The organism is Streptomyces sp. NPDC050263 (assembly GCF_040655955.1).
In the GTDB taxonomy this organism is placed as follows: Bacteria; Actinomycetota; Actinomycetes; order Streptomycetales; family Streptomycetaceae; genus Streptomyces.
In genome coordinates, this window is the sequence record NZ_JBFAKW010000116.1 from 14744 (window position 1) to 30623 (window position 15880).

Below are 15880 nucleotides of genomic sequence, written 5' to 3' on the forward strand. Positions count from 1 at the left end.
GGTGTGACGCTGACCGCACTTTCTAAGCGCTTGCTTTTGCCTCCGGCGGTGGGACGGAGACATGCGGGTGGAAAGGGGCGCCGTTCCCTGGGGGCTGCGCCCCAGAACCCCGTCGGCCTGGACGGCCTCGTCCTCAAGCTCCCCCGGAGGGGGGACCCCCGGACAGGCTGGAGGGTGTCGGCTCGGCCTCCGGGACCCGCCGCCTGCGCCTGCGCTTGAGCAGGGCCCATGGGCCCCTCGGCCCCGTCGGCATCGCTGCCGTCACCTCCGTGCCCGGTTCCGAGGCCGCTTCCGCCGCTGCTCGGGCCACCGGCAGGAAACCCTCGCGGCGGGAGACGTCCGGGCGCTCCTCCTCCGCCGGCCACAGGCCGAGGGCCGCGCAGACCGTGGGGAGGACGGCCATCGCCGCCGTCGCGTAGCCCTCCGCCGAGGGGTGGTAGTGGTCCGGGCCGAACAGCTCACTCGGGTTGGCCTCGAACTCGGGGCCGAGGAGGTCGCCCAGGGACACCGTGCGGCCGCCCTGCTCGACGGTGCCGATGGTCTGCGCGGCCGCCAGCTGACGGGACGCCCGGCGGGCCAGCCAGCGCAGCGGCTGCTGGACCGGCTCGATGGTGCCCAGGTCGGGACAGGTGCCCACGACCACCTCCGTGCCGGCCGTGCGCAGCCGCCGTACCGCCGAGGACAGGTGACGGACCGAGCGGGTGGCCGGCATCCGGTGGGTCACGTCGTTCGCACCGATCATGATCACGCAGACGTCGGGCACCTGTTCGGAGTCCCCGAGGACCAGCGCGACCTGCCGGTCGAGGTCGTCGGACTGGGCGCCGGGCAGCGCCACGTTGCGCAGCTCCACCGGGCGTTCCGCGACCGCCGCCAGGCCGGAGGCCAGCAGCGCGCCCGGGGTCTGCCCGGAGCGGCGGACGCCCTGGCCGGCCGCGGTGGAGTCGCCCAGCATCGTCAGCCGCAGGGGCTCCTTGCCGGGCCCGGGGGCGTCGTAGGCGAGGCCGTAGCGGCCGTCCGCCTGCGGGACGTGCGGATGCGCCCCGTTGTTGACCTGGCGGCGGGCCAGATGCATCTCCGCCAGCACCAGCCCGACCGCCGCCGCCCCGGCCAGCCCGATGCCGCCGCCGCCATAGGCCGCGCCGGCCGCGATGCGCCGGGCCACTCTCGCCCTCGACATGCTCGTCATGCCTCGACGCCACCTCCTCGTGTCCGTACACCCACTCCTTGCCCCGTACGCACCGTCGCCCAATCTCGACGAGGAGTGAACATGCGGCCCCACCGGTGACCTGCGCCGTACGCTGGCGTCACCATTACGACCGCTCTTTTTGCAAGCAACCGGAGACAACGGTGCAATTCCACGACTCGATGATCAGCCTCGTCGGCAACACCCCGCTGGTGAAGCTCAACAGCGTGACCAAGGGCATCCGGGCGACCGTCCTGGCCAAGGTGGAGTACTTCAACCCGGGCGGTTCCGTGAAGGACCGCATCGCCCTGCGCATGATCGAGGCCGCGGAGAAGAGCGGCGAGCTGCGGCCCGGCGGCACGATCGTCGAGCCGACCAGCGGGAACACCGGGGTCGGGCTTGCCATCGTGGCGCAGCAGAAGGGGTACAAGTGCATCTTCGTGTGCCCCGACAAGGTGAGCACCGACAAGATCAACGTGCTGAGGGCCTACGGGGCCGAGGTCGTCGTCTGCCCGACCGCCGTGGATCCCGAGCACCCGGACTCCTACTACAACGTCTCCGACCGGTTGGTGCGGGAGACGCCCGACGCGTGGAAGCCCGACCAGTACTCCAACCCGAACAACCCGCTCTCCCACTACCACTCCACCGGCCCCGAGCTGTGGGAACAGACGGACGGGCGGATCACCCACTTCGTGGCCGGTGTGGGCACCGGCGGCACCATCTCCGGGACCGGCCGGTATCTGAAGGACGCCAGCGACGACAGGGTGCAGGTCGTCGGCGCCGACCCCGAGGGGTCCGTGTACTCGGGCGGGTCCGGGCGGCCGTACCTCGTCGAGGGCGTCGGTGAGGACTTCTGGCCGACCGCGTACGACCGGACCGTCGCCGACGAGATCGTCGCCGTGTCCGACAAGGACTCCTTCCAGATGACGCGCCGGCTGGCCAAGGAGGAGGGGCTGCTCGTCGGCGGTTCCTGCGGCATGGCCGTCGTCGCCGCGCTGCGCGTCGCCGAGCGGCTCGGGCCGGACGACGTCGTGGTCGTCCTGCTGCCGGACAGCGGTCGCGGTTACCTCAGCAAGATCTTCAACGACGAGTGGATGGCGGACTACGGCTTCCTCGAGGACGAGGGGCCCAGCGCGCGCGTCGCCGACGTCTTGAACGACAAGGCGCACGGCGCCATCCCGTCCCTCGTCCACATGCACCCGGACGAGACCGTCGGCGAGGCCATCGAGGTGCTGCGCGAGTACGGCGTCTCGCAGATGCCGATCGTGAAGCCGGGCGCCGGGCATCCGGACGTCATGGCCGCCGAGGTCGTCGGGTCGGTCGTGGAAAGGGAGCTGCTGGACGCGCTGTTCACCCAGCGGGCCTCGCTCTCCGACCCGCTGGAGAAGCACATGTCCTCGCCGCTGCCGCAGGTCGGCTCCGGTGAGCCGGTCGGCGACCTGATGTCGGTGCTCGGCACCGCGGACGCGGCGATCGTCCTCGTCGAGGGGAAGCCCACCGGGGTCGTCAGCCGTCAGGACCTGCTGGCCTTCCTGGCCAAGGGCGGGAAGTGACGGGGACTTACATCCAGGGGCGAAGGGCGTCAACTGCCGGGAAACCTGCGGTGAACGGTTCCTTCGGGCGCTGAACTTCCGTTTGCCCACCGAATGGACGGACTTCGCGGAAGTGGTACGAGGGCGTCACGTCCGCGCAGCACTCGCTTAACACGCGTCCGGCATATTTGTGGGTGTCGGAAGGGCGGGAGCGGCTCCCCGCCCCACCGGCAACCGAACGGCGTCACGGACCTCCGGAGCGGCTCCCGGACCATCCACAGACGCCACGGACGCGAAGGCCCGGCCTGACCCGGCCCGCGTCCCTCGCGGGGACCGCCGTCGTCCCGCCCCCCGGCAACGGGGGTGCGGCGGTCCCCGCGCATAGCTCTGTCCGGGCTCTGCCCGGCTCTTCCCCGGCCCCGTTGTCGGTGCCGGGTGCGAGGATCACGGTATGGCGCTGCCCCGACCCGACGATCTGACCTCGCTGGTGCTGCGCACCGGATTCGGTGACGACGCGGCCTGGTCCGCGCTGCGCGAAGCGGTCGAAGCCCTCGACGGCGGTCCGCACGCCACCTGGGTCCACGACCCCCGGTTCGACGGCGTGTCCGTCCAGGACCTGATCCCGGCGCTCATGCACGAGGACAACCTCGCCGACGAGGCCGACCAGCTCACCCACCTGTTCCTCGCCGACGAGCGCGGGCTGCTGGCCCTCGACCTCTCCAGCGAGCCCGGACGGACGTTCCGGATACCGAGGGCGTCGTTCCCGGAGATCTCCGCGAACCTGTGCCGTGGCGAGGTGGACTTCGAGGACTACGCGGACTGCGTCGACGCGTCAGGCACGTTCCGCGGGCCGGGGCCGGGGCTGGGGCTGGGGCCTGGGCCGGGGCTCGGGGGCGGGCGAGGTCCGGCTGTCAGTCCTGCCAGGCGTCGTCCTTGGAGGAGTGGCGACGGCGGCCGAACAGGTCGGGGTGGCTGCGGGCGGCCTGTACGACGTTGACGCCGACGATGCCCGCCCAGGAGACGAGCAGCCCCGGCAGGTGCGCGGTGCCCGCGCCGATCGCGGACAGCGGGATCGCCAGCACCAGCGAGACGATGCCGAAGCCGAAGCGCTCGCCCCAGGAGTCGGTGGGCCTCGGCGAGCGCGAGCCGCGGGCCGCGACCATCTGCTGTTCCGCGAACTGCCGCCGCACACGGCGCTCCACCGCGGCGTCGATGCGCTGGTCGACCTTCTCCAGGAACGAGTCCACCAGCGCGGACTCGTACTCCTCGCCCAGTTCCCTGCGGGTCTGCAGGGTGGCGTCGAGTTCCTTCTTCAGGTCTGCGTCCTGCGCGTCCATGGTGGTCTCCCATCCCGTCATGGACACCACGGTAGGCAGCGGCCGCGCTCCCCGCACTGGGGATAGCCCCCGTCTGCGGGTCGGGTTCGCCGGGGAGGCGGTCGCTCAGGCGGAGGTCACTTCTTCGCCGGTCCGTGCTGCTTCGCGTAGGCGTTCGCGACGTCCTCCGGGTCCGGAACCGACCAGGACGGTCACGCCGCCCTCCGGCATGTGGAGGGAGAGATCATGGACTGCTGTCGTGCCGTTGGGGAAGCGCTTGTGGACCGCGTCGAACTGGATCATGAGTTGTCCCTTGCCCGACTGTATAGCGTCATGCAGAGTTCTCCGTAGGTGAATAACTTGTCAACGGTTCGTTGTCAATCCGGCGTAACGGATGACCGTCAGGCAAGATCAAGTGTCCGGATCGAGGGGAGTTTGCGAGCTTATGTCGTCTCGGATGGTGGACGCCTCTCCTGGGGCGGGCTCCTCTCTCGTCGGTCTCGTCGGTCTCGTCGTCCTCGACGGGATCGCTCTCGGCGTCGCGGACGTCGCGCGCCTCGCCGACGGGACCGCCCGACCGGTCCCCGGCACCGACGCGACGATGCGGATGACCGAGGCCTGGGACGCCGCCCGCCAGATCGCCGCCACCGGCCGCGTCTACGGCCGCTCCACCGGCGTCGGCGCCAACCGGAACGAGGACGTGCCCACCGAGGCCGCCGCCGAGCACGGTCTGCGCCTGCTGCGCAGCCACGCCGGCGCCATCGGCGAGGAACTGCCCGCCCGGCAGGTCCGGGCGATGCTCGCCATCCGCGCCAACCAGCTGCTGGCCGGCGGCGCGGGACTGCGGCCCACCGTGGTCACGGCACTGTGCGAGGCGCTGGAGAACGGGGCGCATCCGGCCGTCAACGAGTTCGGCTCGGTGGGCACGGGCGACCTCGCGGCCCTCGCGCAGGTCGGGCTCGCCCTGGTCGGCGAGCATCCCTGGCGCGGGAACGGGGCCCCGCAGCCGCAGCCCCTCGACAACAACGACGCCCTCGCGCTCATCAGCAGCAACGCCCTCACCCTCGGCCAGGCCGCCCTCGCCCTGCACGAACTGCGCGGACTCATCGAGGCCACCCAGGTCGTCGGCGCGCTGTCGCTGCTGGCCGTCGACGGGTCGCACGAGGCGTACGCGGCCCCCGTGCACGCCGCCCGCCCGCACCGCGGCTCCAGCGAGGTCGCCCGCCGCATGCGCGAGCTGATCGGCGCCGAGGACCGGCCCACCCCGCCGCTCGGCCGGATCCAGGACCCCTACGGCTTCCGCTGCCTGCCCCAGATCCACGGCCCCGCGCACGACGCCGCCGACGCCCTGGAGGAGGTGATCGCCATCGAGATCAACGCGGCCGCCGAGAACCCGCTCATCTCCCCCGAGGACATGGCCGCCTACCACCACGGCGGCTTCTACCAGGCTCAACTCGCCCTTGCCCTGGACCACTTCAGGCTGGCCCTGACCCAGGTGGCGCGGCTCTCCACCTCCCGCCTCTCCACCCTCAACGAACCCGCCTACACCCGGCTGCGCCCGTTCCTCGCCGACCCCGAGCCCGCTTCGTCCGGCGTGATGATCCTGGAGTACGCCGCCGCGGCCGCCCTCGGTGACCTGCGCGCCTTCTCCGCGCCCGCCTCCCTCGGCCACGCTGTACTCTCCCGGGGCGTCGAGGAACAGGCGAGCTTCGCCTCGCTCGCCGCCCGGCAGACACTGCGCGCCTGCGCCGCGTACCGTCTCGTCGTCGGCTGCGAACTCGTCGCCGCCGTACGGGCGCTGCGCCAGCGCGAGCTGCGGCCCGAGCCGGGGCTCCCGGCCGGGCAGGCGTGGGAGCTGGCCGAGGCGGTGCTCGACGCGGAACAGGCCGACCGGCCGCTCACCGCCGACGTGAGCGCGGCGGCGGCGCTGCTGGACCGGTTCACGGAGATCTGGAGGGGGAGCGGGGCATGAGCGCGGAGACGGAGACGGGGACGGCCATCGGGAGCGGCGAGGGCGCGCCGGGTCCGGCCGCGGAGGGTTCGGTCGTCGTGGACAGTCCCGCCGCCCGGCTGCAGGCGCTCTTCGAAGGGCACCGGCTGACGCCGACCCAGCGGCGCATCGCGCACAGCATGGTGCGGCGCGCCGCCGACGTGCCGTTCCTGTCCAGCGTGGAACTCGCCGAGCTGGCCGGGGTCAGCCAGCCGTCCGTGACCCGCTTCGCGGTCGCCCTCGGCTTCGACGGCTACCCCGCCCTGCGCAAGCACCTGCGCGAGGTCGCCCCCGCCGAACACGCCGCCGACTCGGCCTCCTACAACGAGTACCAGCAGGCCGTCGAGGCCGAGATCGAGAACCTGAGGCATCTCGCCGAGCTGCTCGCCGACCCCCGGCCGCTGCACCGGGCGGGCCGGATGCTGGCGGCCTCGCGTCCGCTGCCCGTCCTCGGACTGCGCGCCGCCGCCTCCCAGGCCTACGGCTTCGCCTACTTCGCCGCCAAGGTCCATCCGGACGTCCGGCTGCTGAACGAGGGCGGCACGATGATCCAGGACCGGATCGACGCCGCCGTCCGCGCGGGCGCCACCGCCCTGCTCTGCTTCGCGCTGCCCCGGCATCCGCGCGAGGTCGTCGACACCCTCACCTACGCCCGACAGGCCGGGCTGAGCGTGGTGACGGTCGCCGACTCGGCGTTCGCGCCGGTCGCCAAGGTCTCCGACCTGCTGCTGCCGGCCGCCGTCGGCACCGGACTCGCCTTCGACACGGCGTGCGCGCCGATGCTCCTCGGACGGGTGCTGCTGGAGGCGATGTGCGACGACCTGCCCGACGCGCAGGCCCGCCTGGAGGAGTTCGACGCCCGGGCGGCGGCGCGGGGGCTGTTCGTGGAGTAGGGCCGTGCGTGGAGTAGGCCCGCTCGGGAAACAGACTCGCGTGCTCTCAGACTCGTCTCACCTTCGCTCACTAGTCTGAACGGCCAGGAAACTTGTGCCGGACTGATCGGGAGGCGGACGTGGCACGCGGAGGGCAGGGGCTGGCTCGGGTGGCCGTCGTCGTACGGGCCGGGGCCGCGCCGTTGTGGTGGTGCGGGGTGTTCGCGGCGGGGGTCGGGGTTCTGGTGCCCGGCCTCACGGGGCGGCGGATCGGGGTGCTGGCCGGGGCCGCGCTGTTCATCGTGGCCGGCGCGGTGGCGGCGACGCGCGGGCGCCGTCGGCTCAGGGAACTCGGCCGGGGCGCCGCCCGGGCGGGCAAGCACGATGTGCTCCAGGACCGGGCGGTGACCGTCCGAGGCTGGCGGCGCGGCCACCGCTGGTGGCTGCTGCTCGCCTTCGTGGTCGCGCTGGGCAGTTCCTTCGCGGTGCCCGCGGCCGCCGGCCTGCTGCTCGCCGGCTGGGGGACCGGGCTGCGGCTCAAGGCCGCCTGGCTCGGCCGGCGCGAGCGGGAGGACGAGGCGCTGCTGTGGGTGCGCGTCGACTGGCTCGACCGGCGCGGCGGACGTCCGGCCGGGAAGACCGTCAAGGCGTACCGCAGCACCGGCATCGCGGCGGGCGACGCGGCCCCGGGCGGGGCCCGCCGCCGCACCGCGGCGCTGGTGTAGCTGCACCTACACCTCCAGATCCTCCTCGATCTTCTTCAGCTGGTGGCGGGCCATCGCCAGGTTGGCCCGCTTGGCGTCCAGGACCAGGTAGAGGAAGAGCCCGTTGCCGCCGCGGCCGCTGATCAGGCGGAGCAGGTGGTACTGGTCGGAGAGCGTGATCAGGATGTCCTCGATCTGGGCCTTGAGCCCGAGGTGCTCCATGGTGCGCATCTTGGCGCGCACCACGTCGGTGTTGCCGGCGGCGGCGACGTTGAGGTCGAACCCCTTGCTGCCGCCCAGCGTGCCCAGCGCCATGCCGCTGGTGTAGTCGACGAGCGCGACTCCGGTCGCGCCCTCGATGGAGGCGAGACACTCTTTCAGGGTGGTTTCGGTGTTGGCCATGCTGTGCTCCTCGGTTCCTCTCAACTTTCCGTGGTGGTGCGCGCGTTGGTGGTGGCTGGGCCGCGCGCCGATCTGGTCCGTACGGTGGGGGTCTTGGCAGGCGTGCGCACCGGCGCCTTCGCGGGGGTCTTCGGCGGCGTCTTGTCCTGCGTCGTGGCCGGTGTCCTGGCCTGGGCCTTGGTGGAGGCGGCGCGCGCCTCCCGGGCCTTCGCCTCCTGTGCGTCGACGAGCTCCCCGATGCGTGTGGCGGCCCGGCGGCCCTCCAGGTGCAGCCGGCCGACGTTGACGCGGTCCTGCGCGAGCAGGGTCAGCACGGCGCTCTCGCCGGCCGCGTACGTGGCGACGTAGCCGTACCGGCCGCGCACCAGCAGCTCGCGGAACTCGCCCTGGCCGGTCGTGTCCGCCATCCGCACCGCGACGCCGAGGGCGGCGGCGGTCAGCGCGGCCACCACCTCCGGCTCCACGCCGGGGGTGTCGTGGGCGAGGACGAGACCGTCCACGCCGGCCGTGAGCGCGCCGGTGAGCTGGGGCACCCGGGCCCGCAGTCTTCGGAGTTCGTCGAGTATCTCGGGCGCGGAAGCCATCAGCTCGCTCCTCTCGGCCCGCGGTCGTTGCCGTTCAAAGGGCCTCCAGCGCATCCCTGAGCCTCTTCAGCAGGGTGATGTCGGGGTCGTTGACGCGGGGCAGGGTGATGCCCGGCGGGGGGGCGGGGGTGGGAGGTGTGGGGGATGCGGGGAGCCCCGGGGCATCCGGGGCTCCCGGTCGCCCATGGCGGGGAGGGGACGGGGACGGGGGTGCGGTCGAGGGGTCGTGGTGCGGGCGTGGGGGCGGGAAGAGAGCGGTGAGCAGGCCGGCCGCGGCGAGGCGCCGGACGTCCACCAGGGTGTGGAAGGCCTGCCGGCCCAGCTCGCGGGCGATGTCGGACGCGGTGCGCACGCCGTCCGCCAGGGCCAGCACGGCGCTCTGCCGGGCGGTCGGCGCGGGCGCGGCGACGGTCTCGGCCCGGCGCAGCGGCGCCCCGTCGGTCAACGGGTCCGGCCACAGCCGGTGCAGCAGCTCGCGTCGGCGCAGCGTCTCGCGCTCGACGGCGTCGACCGGGATCGGTCTGAGCGCGCCGAGCCAGTGCCCGGCGCCGTATCGGAAGTGGCCCGGGGTGCTGCTGGGGGCGAGCGCGAAGTAGGCCGCGTCGTACACCGCCTCCAGGTGGCACAGTTCCAGCGCGCCGCGCGGGAGCCGGCCGGCGTCGAGCAGCAGACGGGCGACGCCGTAGTCCTCGTCGGCCCGGTCCACGGCGTCCTGCCAGACGGCGGGGGAGAGGGTGCCGTGGGACAGCAGCAGCACGTCGAGGCCGGGGGCGAGCGGGCTCTCGGCGTGCACCACGCGGCCTTCGGCGAGGTAGAGCGAGCCGCGCTCGCGCTCCAGGACGCCGGTCGCCCGCTCGGCGGCGAGCCGGGTCAGCATGGGCGACAGCCCGCCGCCGTCCCGGGCCCCCGACTTCTCCCGTACCGGCAGCCGGGGCGGCGGGGTCGTGCCCGGCGGAGTCGTTCTCACCGCGGTCACCCGAGCACCAGCCGTCCGGCCATCTCGCCCAGCCGGATCCGGGCCAGCGCGAGGTTGCCGTCCGCCCGGCCCAGCCACACATGGAGGAAGACGCTGCTGTCGAAGGAGGTCGGCACGAAGCGCAGCACGTGGTAGCTGTCCCGGTTGCTGATGATCAGATCCTCGACCGGAGGATCGACGATCCCCGTCCCGCCGGCCCCGCCCGTTCCCTCCGGGCCGTCGACGCCGTCGTGGCCGGCGTAGCCCTCCGGGGTGAAGGCGCGCTGTTCCGATGTGAGCCGGGCGACCTCCGCGGCCTCGGCGGCGGCCGCCTCGTGGTCGCCGCCGGGGAACTCCCCGACCGCGCCCAGGGCGAGCCCGCTGGTCCAGTCGACCAACGCGGCGCCCCGGGCGCCGGGCAGCCGCATGGCCTCCAGTAAGCACTCGTCGATTCCGGGCACCGTTGGCTCCCCTCCCGCCTGCGGTTCGGCTGAGTGATGAAGACGCTACGCAACGTATGCGCGATGGGTGAGTCTTCTGGCATTTTCCAGCGGAACATGCGCGGCGATGACTAGGGTGGGTCGGCTGTCCACGTTTCGGGCCGGTGTCGACGTCCCTGACGCCCCGTGTGCCCCTTGAGCTCCCTTGAACACCGTGCCCACCGGCGTGCGTCAACGGCGTGTGCGGCGTGCCGGGGTGGTGGCGGTGGCGGCGTGCGCCCCGCTGTGCCCCCTGGCGCCTTCTTCGCATCCGGTGTCGCGACTTGGCGTCTCCATGTATTGACTAGCTATATTCAGGCAGTCAGGATGTGAATAAGGAAAGCAACAATCCGGCCAGGAGGCAGACCATGTCAGGACCCCGCCCCGTACGAGCGCCCCGCGGTACGGAACTGAGCGCCCTGGGATGGCAGCAGGAAGCCGCCCTGCGGATGCTGCAGAACAACCTGGACCCCGAGGTCGCCGAACACCCCGACAAGCTCGTCGTCTACGGCGGCACCGGCAAGGCGGCCCGGGACTGGCGCTCCTTCGACGCGATGGTCCGCACGCTGCGGACGCTGAAGCAGGACGAGACGATGCTCGTCCAGTCCGGCCGCCCGGTCGGCGTCATGCAGACCCACGAGTGGGCCCCGCGGGTCCTCATCGCCAACTCCAACCTCGTCGGCGACTGGGCCAACTGGGAGGAGTTCCGCCGCCTGGAGGCCCTCGGCCTCACCATGTACGGCCAGATGACCGCCGGCTCCTGGATCTACATCGGCACCCAGGGCATCCTCCAGGGCACCTACGAGACCTTCGCCGCCGTCGCCGCGAAGAAGTTCGACGGCACCCTCGCCGGGACGATCACCCTCACCGCCGGCCTCGGCGGCATGGGCGGCGCCCAACCGCTCGCCGTGACGATGAACGACGGCGTCGCGATCTGCATCGACGTCGACCCGCGTGCCATCGAACGCCGCATCGAGCACCGCTACCTGGACGTGCGGGCCGACTCCCTGGAGCACGCCCTCCAGCTCGCCGTCGAGGCCCGCGACCAGCGCAAGCCGCTCTCCATCGGCCTGTTGGGCAACGCCGCGGAGCTGCTGCCCCGCATGCTCGCCGAGGGCGCGCCCATCGACATCGTCACCGACCAGACCTCGGCGCACGACCCGCTGTCGTACCTGCCCGTCGGCGTCGAGTTCGACGACATGGCGGACGCGGCGGCCAAGGACCCGGCGGGCTTCACGACCCGCTCCCGCGCGTCCATGGCGAAGCACGTCGAGGCCATGGTCGGCTTCATGGACGCGGGCGCCGAGGTCTTCGACTACGGCAACTCCATCCGCGGCGAGGCCCAGCTCGCGGGCTACGACCGCGCGTTCGCCTTCCCCGGCTTCGTCCCCGCCTACATCCGCCCCCTCTTCTGCGAGGGCAAGGGCCCCTTCCGCTGGGCGGCCCTGTCCGGCGAGGCGTCCGACATCCACAAGACGGACCGCGAGCTCCTGAAGCTGTTCCCGGAGAACGAGTCGCTGCACCGCTGGATCAAGATGGCCGGCGAGCGCGTCCACTTCCAGGGCCTGCCGGCCCGCATCTGCTGGCTGGGCCAGGGCGAGCGCGACAAGGCGGGCGCCCTCTTCAACGACATGGTCGCCGACGGCACGCTCGCCGCGCCGCTCGCGATCGGCCGCGACCACCTCGACTGCGGCTCCGTCGCCTCCCCGTACCGCGAGACGGAGGCCATGCTCGACGGCTCCGACGCGATCGCCGACTGGCCGCTCCTCAACGCCATGGTGAACGTCGCCTCCGGCGCGTCCTGGGTCTCCATCCACCACGGCGGCGGCGTCGGCATGGGCCGCTCCATCCACGCGGGCCAGGTCTCGGTCGCCGACGGCACGAAGCTCGCGGGCGAGAAGATCCGCCGCGTCCTGACGAACGACCCCGGGATGGGCGTGATCCGGCACGTGGACGCCGGCTACGACATCGCGGAGCGCGTCGCGGACGAGAAGGGCGTGCGCGTCCCCATGCGCGAGGGTGACGACGCGTGAGCTTCCACAGCATGTGGGCGGAGCTGCTGCCGGTCGGCCGCAGCTCCGCCTCCGGCGGCTACCGGCGCTACGCCTGGACCGGGGCCGACGCCGACTGCCGCGCCTGGTTCAAGGGGCAGGCCGAGGCGCGCGGGCTGGCCTACGAGGTCGACCGCAACGGCAACCAGTGGGCCTGGCTCGGGGATCCGACGGCCGGGGACGCGGTCGTCACCGGATCGCATCTCGACTCGGTGCCCGACGGCGGCGCCTTCGACGGCCCGCTCGGCGTGGTGTCCTCCTTCGCCGCCCTCGACGAACTGCGCGCCCGGCAGGCCGAGTTCACCAGGCCGCTGGCCCTCGTCAACTTCGGCGACGAGGAGGGCGCCCGGTTCGGGCTCGCCTGCGTGGGCTCCCGGCTCACCGCCGGACAGCTCACCGTGGAGCAGGCCCACAAGCTCACCGACGGCGACGGGGTCACCCTCCCGCGGGCCATGGAAGCCGCCGGGTTCGACCCCGACGCCATCGGCCCGGACCCGGAGCGGCTCGCCCGCATCGGCGCCTTCGTCGAACTCCACGTGGAGCAGGGGCGGGCGCTGGACCTGTCCGGCGACCAGGTCGGCATCGCCAGCGCCATCTGGCCGCACGGGCGCTGGCGTTTCGACTTCCGGGGCGAGGCCAACCACGCCGGCACCACCCGCCTCGTGGACCGGCGCGACCCGATGCTGCCGTACGCCGAGACCGTGCTCGCCGCCCGGCGTGAGGCCCGGCTCGCGGGCGCCGTCGCCACCTTCGGCAAGATCTCCGTCGAGCCGAACGGCGTCAACGCCATCCCCTCCCTGGTGCGCGGCTGGCTCGACTCCCGGGCCGCCGACCAGGCCACCCTCGACGCCGTCGTCGGCGGTGTGGAGGACGCGGCGCGCGACTACGCCGAGGCGCACGGCATCGACCTGGACATCGTCCGTGAGTCGTTCACGCCGGTCGTCGAGTTCGATCACGCGCTGCGCGACGAACTCGCCCGTATCCTCGGCAGGGAGCGGGAGCCCGAGCTGAAGATCCCCGTCCTCGGCACCGGCGCCGGACACGACGCCGGCATCCTCTCCGGGGACATCCCCACCACCATGCTGTTCGTGCGCAACCCCACCGGTGTGTCGCACTCCCCGGCCGAGTTCGCCGCCGAGGACGACTGCGTGGCCGGTGTGCGCGCGCTCGCCGACGTACTGGAAGGACTGGCCTGCAGGTGACCTCCACGCAGCGGACACGGACGTACTGGCTGGAGCACGCCTGGCTCGACACCAACGTCGAGCCGGGCGTCGCCCTCGAGGTGACGGACGGCCGCATCACCGCCGTCCGGACGGGCGTCGACTCCCCGCCGCCCGGCGCCGAGCCGCTGCGCGGCCTCACCCTCCCGGGGCTGGCGAACGCGCACTCGCACGCCTTCCACCGCGCCCTGCGCGGCACCGTCCAGGTCGGCTCCGGCACCTTCTGGACCTGGCGCGAGATCATGTACGCGATCGCCGACCGGCTGACCCCGGAGACCTACCACCAGCTGGCCCGCGCGGTGTACGCGGAGATGGCGCTGGCCGGGATCACGGCCGTCGGCGAGTTCCACTACCTGCACCACGCCCACGGCGGCACCCCGTACGCCGACCCCAACGCCATGGGCGAGGCACTGATCGAGGCCGCCGCCGACGCCGGCATCCGCATCACCCTCCTCGACACCGCCTACCTGTCCTCCGGCTTCGGGCAGCCCCCCAACGCCCACCAGCTCCGCTTCTCCGACGGAGACGCGGACGCCTGGGCCGAACGCTGTTCACTTCTCAAGGAACGGGATCACGCGAGGATCGGGGCGGCGATCCACTCCGTACGCGCCGTGCCCGCCGAGCAGTTGGAGACGGTGGCGCGCTGGGCCGAGGAGCGCCGGGCGCCGCTGCATGTGCACCTGTCGGAGCAGACCGCGGAGAACGACGCCTGCCGTCAGGCCCACGGGCGCACGCCCACCCGGCTCCTCGCCGACCACGGCGTCCTCGGCCCGCGCACCACGGGTGTCCACAACACGCACCTCACCGACGAGGACATCGCCCTCCTCGGCCGCTCCGGCACCGGCACCTGCATGTGCCCGACGACCGAACGGGACCTCGCCGACGGCATCGGCCCGGCCGTCGCCCTCCAGGCCGCGGGCTCACCGCTCTCCCTCGGCTCCGACAGCCACGCCGTCATCGACCTGCTCGAAGAGGCACGCGCGATGGAGCTGAACGAGCGGCTGCGCACCCGCACCCGGGGTCACTGGACGGCGGCCGCCCTGCTGCGCGCCGCCTCCGCCGACGGCCACGCGGCCCTCGGCAACCCGGACGCGGGCGACCTGGAGGCCGGCGCGGTCGCCGACTTCACGACGATCGCCCTCGACTCGGTCAGGACAGCGGGCCCGCTGCCCCGGCTCGGCGCCGAGACGGCCGTATTCGCGGCGACCGCGGCGGACGTACGGCACACGATCGTCGCCGGACGGCACGTCGTGCGCGACGGGGCGCACACGCTCGTCCCGGATGTGCCGCAGGCTCTGGCGCGGGCCGTCGCGGCCCTGCACAGCTGATCACCGTTTCCCGCCCGGCCACCCACGAGGACACCATGAGCAGCACCGGCACGACGACCGTCATCACCAACATCGCCACGCTGGTCACCAACGACCCCTCCCTCGGTGACGGATCCCCGCTCGGACTGATCCACGACGCGGCCGTCGTCATCGACGGCGACCGCGTCGCGTGGACCGGTGAATCAAGCAAAGCACCCGCCACTGACAATCGGGTCGACGCCGGCCGCCGGGCCGTCCTCCCGGGCTTCGTCGACTCCCACTCCCACCTCGTCTTCGCGGGCGACCGCACGGAGGAGTTCAACGCGAGGATGTCCGGCCGCGCCTACACCGCGGGCGGCATCCGGACGACGGTGGCGGCGACGCGCGCCGCGAGCGACGAGGAACTCGAGGCGAACGTCGTCCGTTTCCTCGCCGAGGCGCTCCGCCAGGGCACCACCACCTTCGAGACGAAGTCCGGCTACGGCCTGACGGTCGCCGACGAGGCCCGCGCCCTGCGCCTCGCCGCGAAGCACACCGACGAGGTCACCTACCTCGGCGCGCACATCGTCCCGCCCGACCACGCCGACGACCCGGCCGGATACGTCGCCCTGGTCACCGGCGAGATGCTCGACGCCTGCGCCCCGCACGCCCGCTGGATCGACGTCTTCTGCGAGAAGGGCGCGTTCGACGGCGACCAGGCCCGAGCGATCCTGACGGCCGGCAAGGCGAAGGGCCTGCACCCCCGCATTCACGCCAACCAGCTCTCCTACGGCCCCGGCGTGCAGTTGGCCGTCGAACTGGACGCGGCCAGCGCCGACCACTGCACCCACCTCACGGACGCGGACGTCGACGCGCTGGCGAGCGGCGCGACGGTCGCGACGCTCCTCCCCGGCGCGGAGTTCTCCACGCGGGCGCAGTGGCCGAACGCCCGCCGCCTGCTGGACGCGGGCGTCACCGTCGCCCTCTCCACGGACTGCAACCCGGGCTCGTCCTTCACGTCGTCCGTGCCGTTCTGCGTCGCGCTCGCGGTGCGGGACATGGGGATGACCCCGGACGAGGCGGTGTGGTCGGCGACGGCGGGCGGCGCGGCGGCCCTGCGCCGCACGGACGTGGGCCGGGTGACCCCCGGCGCCTACGCCGACCTGACCCTCCTCGACGCCCCCAGCCACGTCCACCTGGCCTACCGCCCGGGCGTACCGCTCGTCTCGGGCGTGTGGAAGCGCGGCCGACGCGTCGTCTGAGCGGCCCCGGCCGCGCCCCCGGCCCCGGCCGCGCCCCCGGCCCC

15 protein-coding genes and 1 pseudogene are annotated in these 15880 nt (G+C 73.1%); 9 read left to right on the forward strand and 7 right to left on the reverse strand.

Features of this window, described 5'->3' with window-relative positions; genetic code table 11:
- Positions 1-133: 133 nt before the first annotated feature.
- Positions 134-1186 carry an SGNH/GDSL hydrolase family protein gene (locus tag AB0J04_RS35795; protein ID WP_363172782.1) on the reverse strand — a complete coding sequence of 351 codons (1053 nt, stop codon included), beginning with the start codon at positions 1184-1186 and terminating at the stop codon, positions 134-136.
- 161 nt (positions 1187-1347) lie between these two features.
- Between AB0J04_RS35795 and AB0J04_RS35800 the strand changes: the two genes are divergently transcribed.
- Together AB0J04_RS35800 and AB0J04_RS35805 are read left to right on the forward strand one after the other, a co-directional pair.
- Positions 1348-2736, forward strand: a complete 1389-nt coding sequence (locus AB0J04_RS35800; protein WP_363172783.1) for a cystathionine beta-synthase — start codon at positions 1348-1350, stop codon at positions 2734-2736.
- A 430-nt stretch (positions 2737-3166) separates the two neighbouring features.
- On the forward strand, positions 3167-3712 hold the full coding sequence (locus AB0J04_RS35805; protein WP_363172784.1) for a hypothetical protein: 546 nt from the start codon (positions 3167-3169) through the stop codon (positions 3710-3712).
- Here the strand turns inward: AB0J04_RS35805 and AB0J04_RS35810 are convergent.
- Both AB0J04_RS35810 and AB0J04_RS35815 read right to left on the reverse strand, forming a co-directional pair.
- Complete coding sequence (locus AB0J04_RS35810) at positions 3627-4052, reverse strand: hypothetical protein (protein ID WP_363172794.1); 426 nt, start codon at positions 4050-4052, stop codon at positions 3627-3629. The genes AB0J04_RS35805 and AB0J04_RS35810 overlap by 86 nt on opposite strands.
- 174 nt (positions 4053-4226) lie before the next feature.
- Positions 4227-4334, reverse strand: a pseudogene (locus AB0J04_RS35815) (ABC transporter ATP-binding protein); the annotation flags it as partial.
- A 142-nt stretch (positions 4335-4476) separates the two neighbouring features.
- Here AB0J04_RS35815 and AB0J04_RS35820 point away from each other — a divergent pair.
- The 3 genes from AB0J04_RS35820 to AB0J04_RS35830 all read left to right on the forward strand — a co-directional run bounded on the left by AB0J04_RS35820 (position 4477) and on the right by AB0J04_RS35830 (position 7618).
- The gene (locus tag AB0J04_RS35820) at positions 4477-6003 is read left to right on the forward strand and encodes an aromatic amino acid ammonia-lyase (RefSeq protein ID WP_363172785.1); all 1527 of its coding nucleotides are present in this window, start codon (positions 4477-4479) and stop codon (positions 6001-6003) included.
- Positions 6000-6914: a MurR/RpiR family transcriptional regulator gene (locus tag AB0J04_RS35825; RefSeq protein WP_363172786.1), complete on the forward strand. Its 915-nt coding sequence runs from the start codon at positions 6000-6002 to the stop codon at positions 6912-6914. Before AB0J04_RS35820 ends, AB0J04_RS35825 begins: the two co-directional genes overlap by 4 nt.
- A gap of 119 nt (positions 6915-7033) precedes the next feature.
- Positions 7034-7618: a hypothetical protein gene (locus AB0J04_RS35830; RefSeq protein ID WP_363172787.1), complete on the forward strand. Its 585-nt coding sequence runs from the start codon at positions 7034-7036 to the stop codon at positions 7616-7618.
- A gap of 6 nt (positions 7619-7624) precedes the next feature.
- On the opposite strand, the gene AB0J04_RS35835 is transcribed toward AB0J04_RS35830, so the two are convergent.
- Genes AB0J04_RS35835 through AB0J04_RS35850 form a run of 4 tightly spaced genes read right to left on the reverse strand, consistent with a single transcriptional unit; the run spans position 7625 to position 9999 of the window.
- A complete protein-coding gene (locus tag AB0J04_RS35835; protein WP_266398454.1) occupies positions 7625-7999 on the reverse strand; it encodes a hypothetical protein in 375 nt (124 codons plus the stop codon).
- Positions 8000-8019: 20 nt separating this feature from the next.
- Entirely contained in the window at positions 8020-8583 is a 564-nt protein-coding gene (locus AB0J04_RS35840; protein WP_358803309.1) for a roadblock/LC7 domain-containing protein, read from the reverse strand.
- 34 nt (positions 8584-8617) lie between these two features.
- Positions 8618-9559, reverse strand: coding sequence for a transcriptional regulator (locus tag AB0J04_RS35845; protein ID WP_363172788.1), 942 nt, complete (start codon positions 9557-9559; stop codon positions 8618-8620).
- Positions 9556-9999 carry a hypothetical protein gene (locus AB0J04_RS35850; RefSeq protein ID WP_363172789.1) on the reverse strand — a complete coding sequence of 148 codons (444 nt, stop codon included), beginning with the start codon at positions 9997-9999 and terminating at the stop codon, positions 9556-9558. Before AB0J04_RS35850 ends, AB0J04_RS35845 begins: the two co-directional genes overlap by 4 nt.
- Positions 10000-10385: 386 nt before the next feature.
- Between AB0J04_RS35850 and hutU the strand changes: the two genes are divergently transcribed.
- The 4 genes from hutU to hutI are packed head-to-tail and all read left to right on the forward strand — an operon-like array spanning position 10386 to position 15836.
- Complete coding sequence (gene hutU, locus AB0J04_RS35855) at positions 10386-12050, forward strand: urocanate hydratase (RefSeq protein WP_363172790.1); 1665 nt, start codon at positions 10386-10388, stop codon at positions 12048-12050.
- Positions 12047-13270: an allantoate amidohydrolase gene (locus AB0J04_RS35860; protein ID WP_363172791.1), complete on the forward strand. Its 1224-nt coding sequence runs from the start codon at positions 12047-12049 to the stop codon at positions 13268-13270. Before hutU ends, AB0J04_RS35860 begins: the two co-directional genes overlap by 4 nt.
- Positions 13267-14616, forward strand: coding sequence for a formimidoylglutamate deiminase (locus AB0J04_RS35865; RefSeq protein ID WP_363172792.1), 1350 nt, complete (start codon positions 13267-13269; stop codon positions 14614-14616). Before AB0J04_RS35860 ends, AB0J04_RS35865 begins: the two co-directional genes overlap by 4 nt.
- Before the next feature lie 35 nt (positions 14617-14651).
- The gene (gene hutI / locus AB0J04_RS35870; protein WP_363172793.1) at positions 14652-15836 is read left to right on the forward strand and encodes an imidazolonepropionase; all 1185 of its coding nucleotides are present in this window, start codon (positions 14652-14654) and stop codon (positions 15834-15836) included.
- The last annotated feature ends 44 nt before the right edge of the window (positions 15837-15880 follow it).

Coding starts and splice junctions, on each gene's coding strand:
- hutU (WP_363172790.1), top strand. CDS start 10,386: ATGTCAGGACCCCGCCCCGTACGAGCGCCCCGCGGTACGGAACTGAGC.
- AB0J04_RS35805 (WP_363172784.1), top strand. CDS start 3,167: ATGGCGCTGCCCCGACCCGACGATCTGACCTCGCTGGTGCTGCGCACC.
- AB0J04_RS35820 (WP_363172785.1), top strand. CDS start 4,477: ATGTCGTCTCGGATGGTGGACGCCTCTCCTGGGGCGGGCTCCTCTCTC.
- AB0J04_RS35835 (WP_266398454.1), bottom strand. CDS start 7,999: ATGGCCAACACCGAAACCACCCTGAAAGAGTGTCTCGCCTCCATCGAG.
- AB0J04_RS35840 (WP_358803309.1), bottom strand. CDS start 8,583: ATGGCTTCCGCGCCCGAGATACTCGACGAACTCCGAAGACTGCGGGCC.
- AB0J04_RS35825 (WP_363172786.1), top strand. CDS start 6,000: ATGAGCGCGGAGACGGAGACGGGGACGGCCATCGGGAGCGGCGAGGGC.
- AB0J04_RS35795 (WP_363172782.1), bottom strand. CDS start 1,186: ATGACGAGCATGTCGAGGGCGAGAGTGGCCCGGCGCATCGCGGCCGGC.
- hutI (WP_363172793.1), top strand. CDS start 14,652: ATGAGCAGCACCGGCACGACGACCGTCATCACCAACATCGCCACGCTG.
- AB0J04_RS35810 (WP_363172794.1), bottom strand. CDS start 4,052: ATGGACGCGCAGGACGCAGACCTGAAGAAGGAACTCGACGCCACCCTG.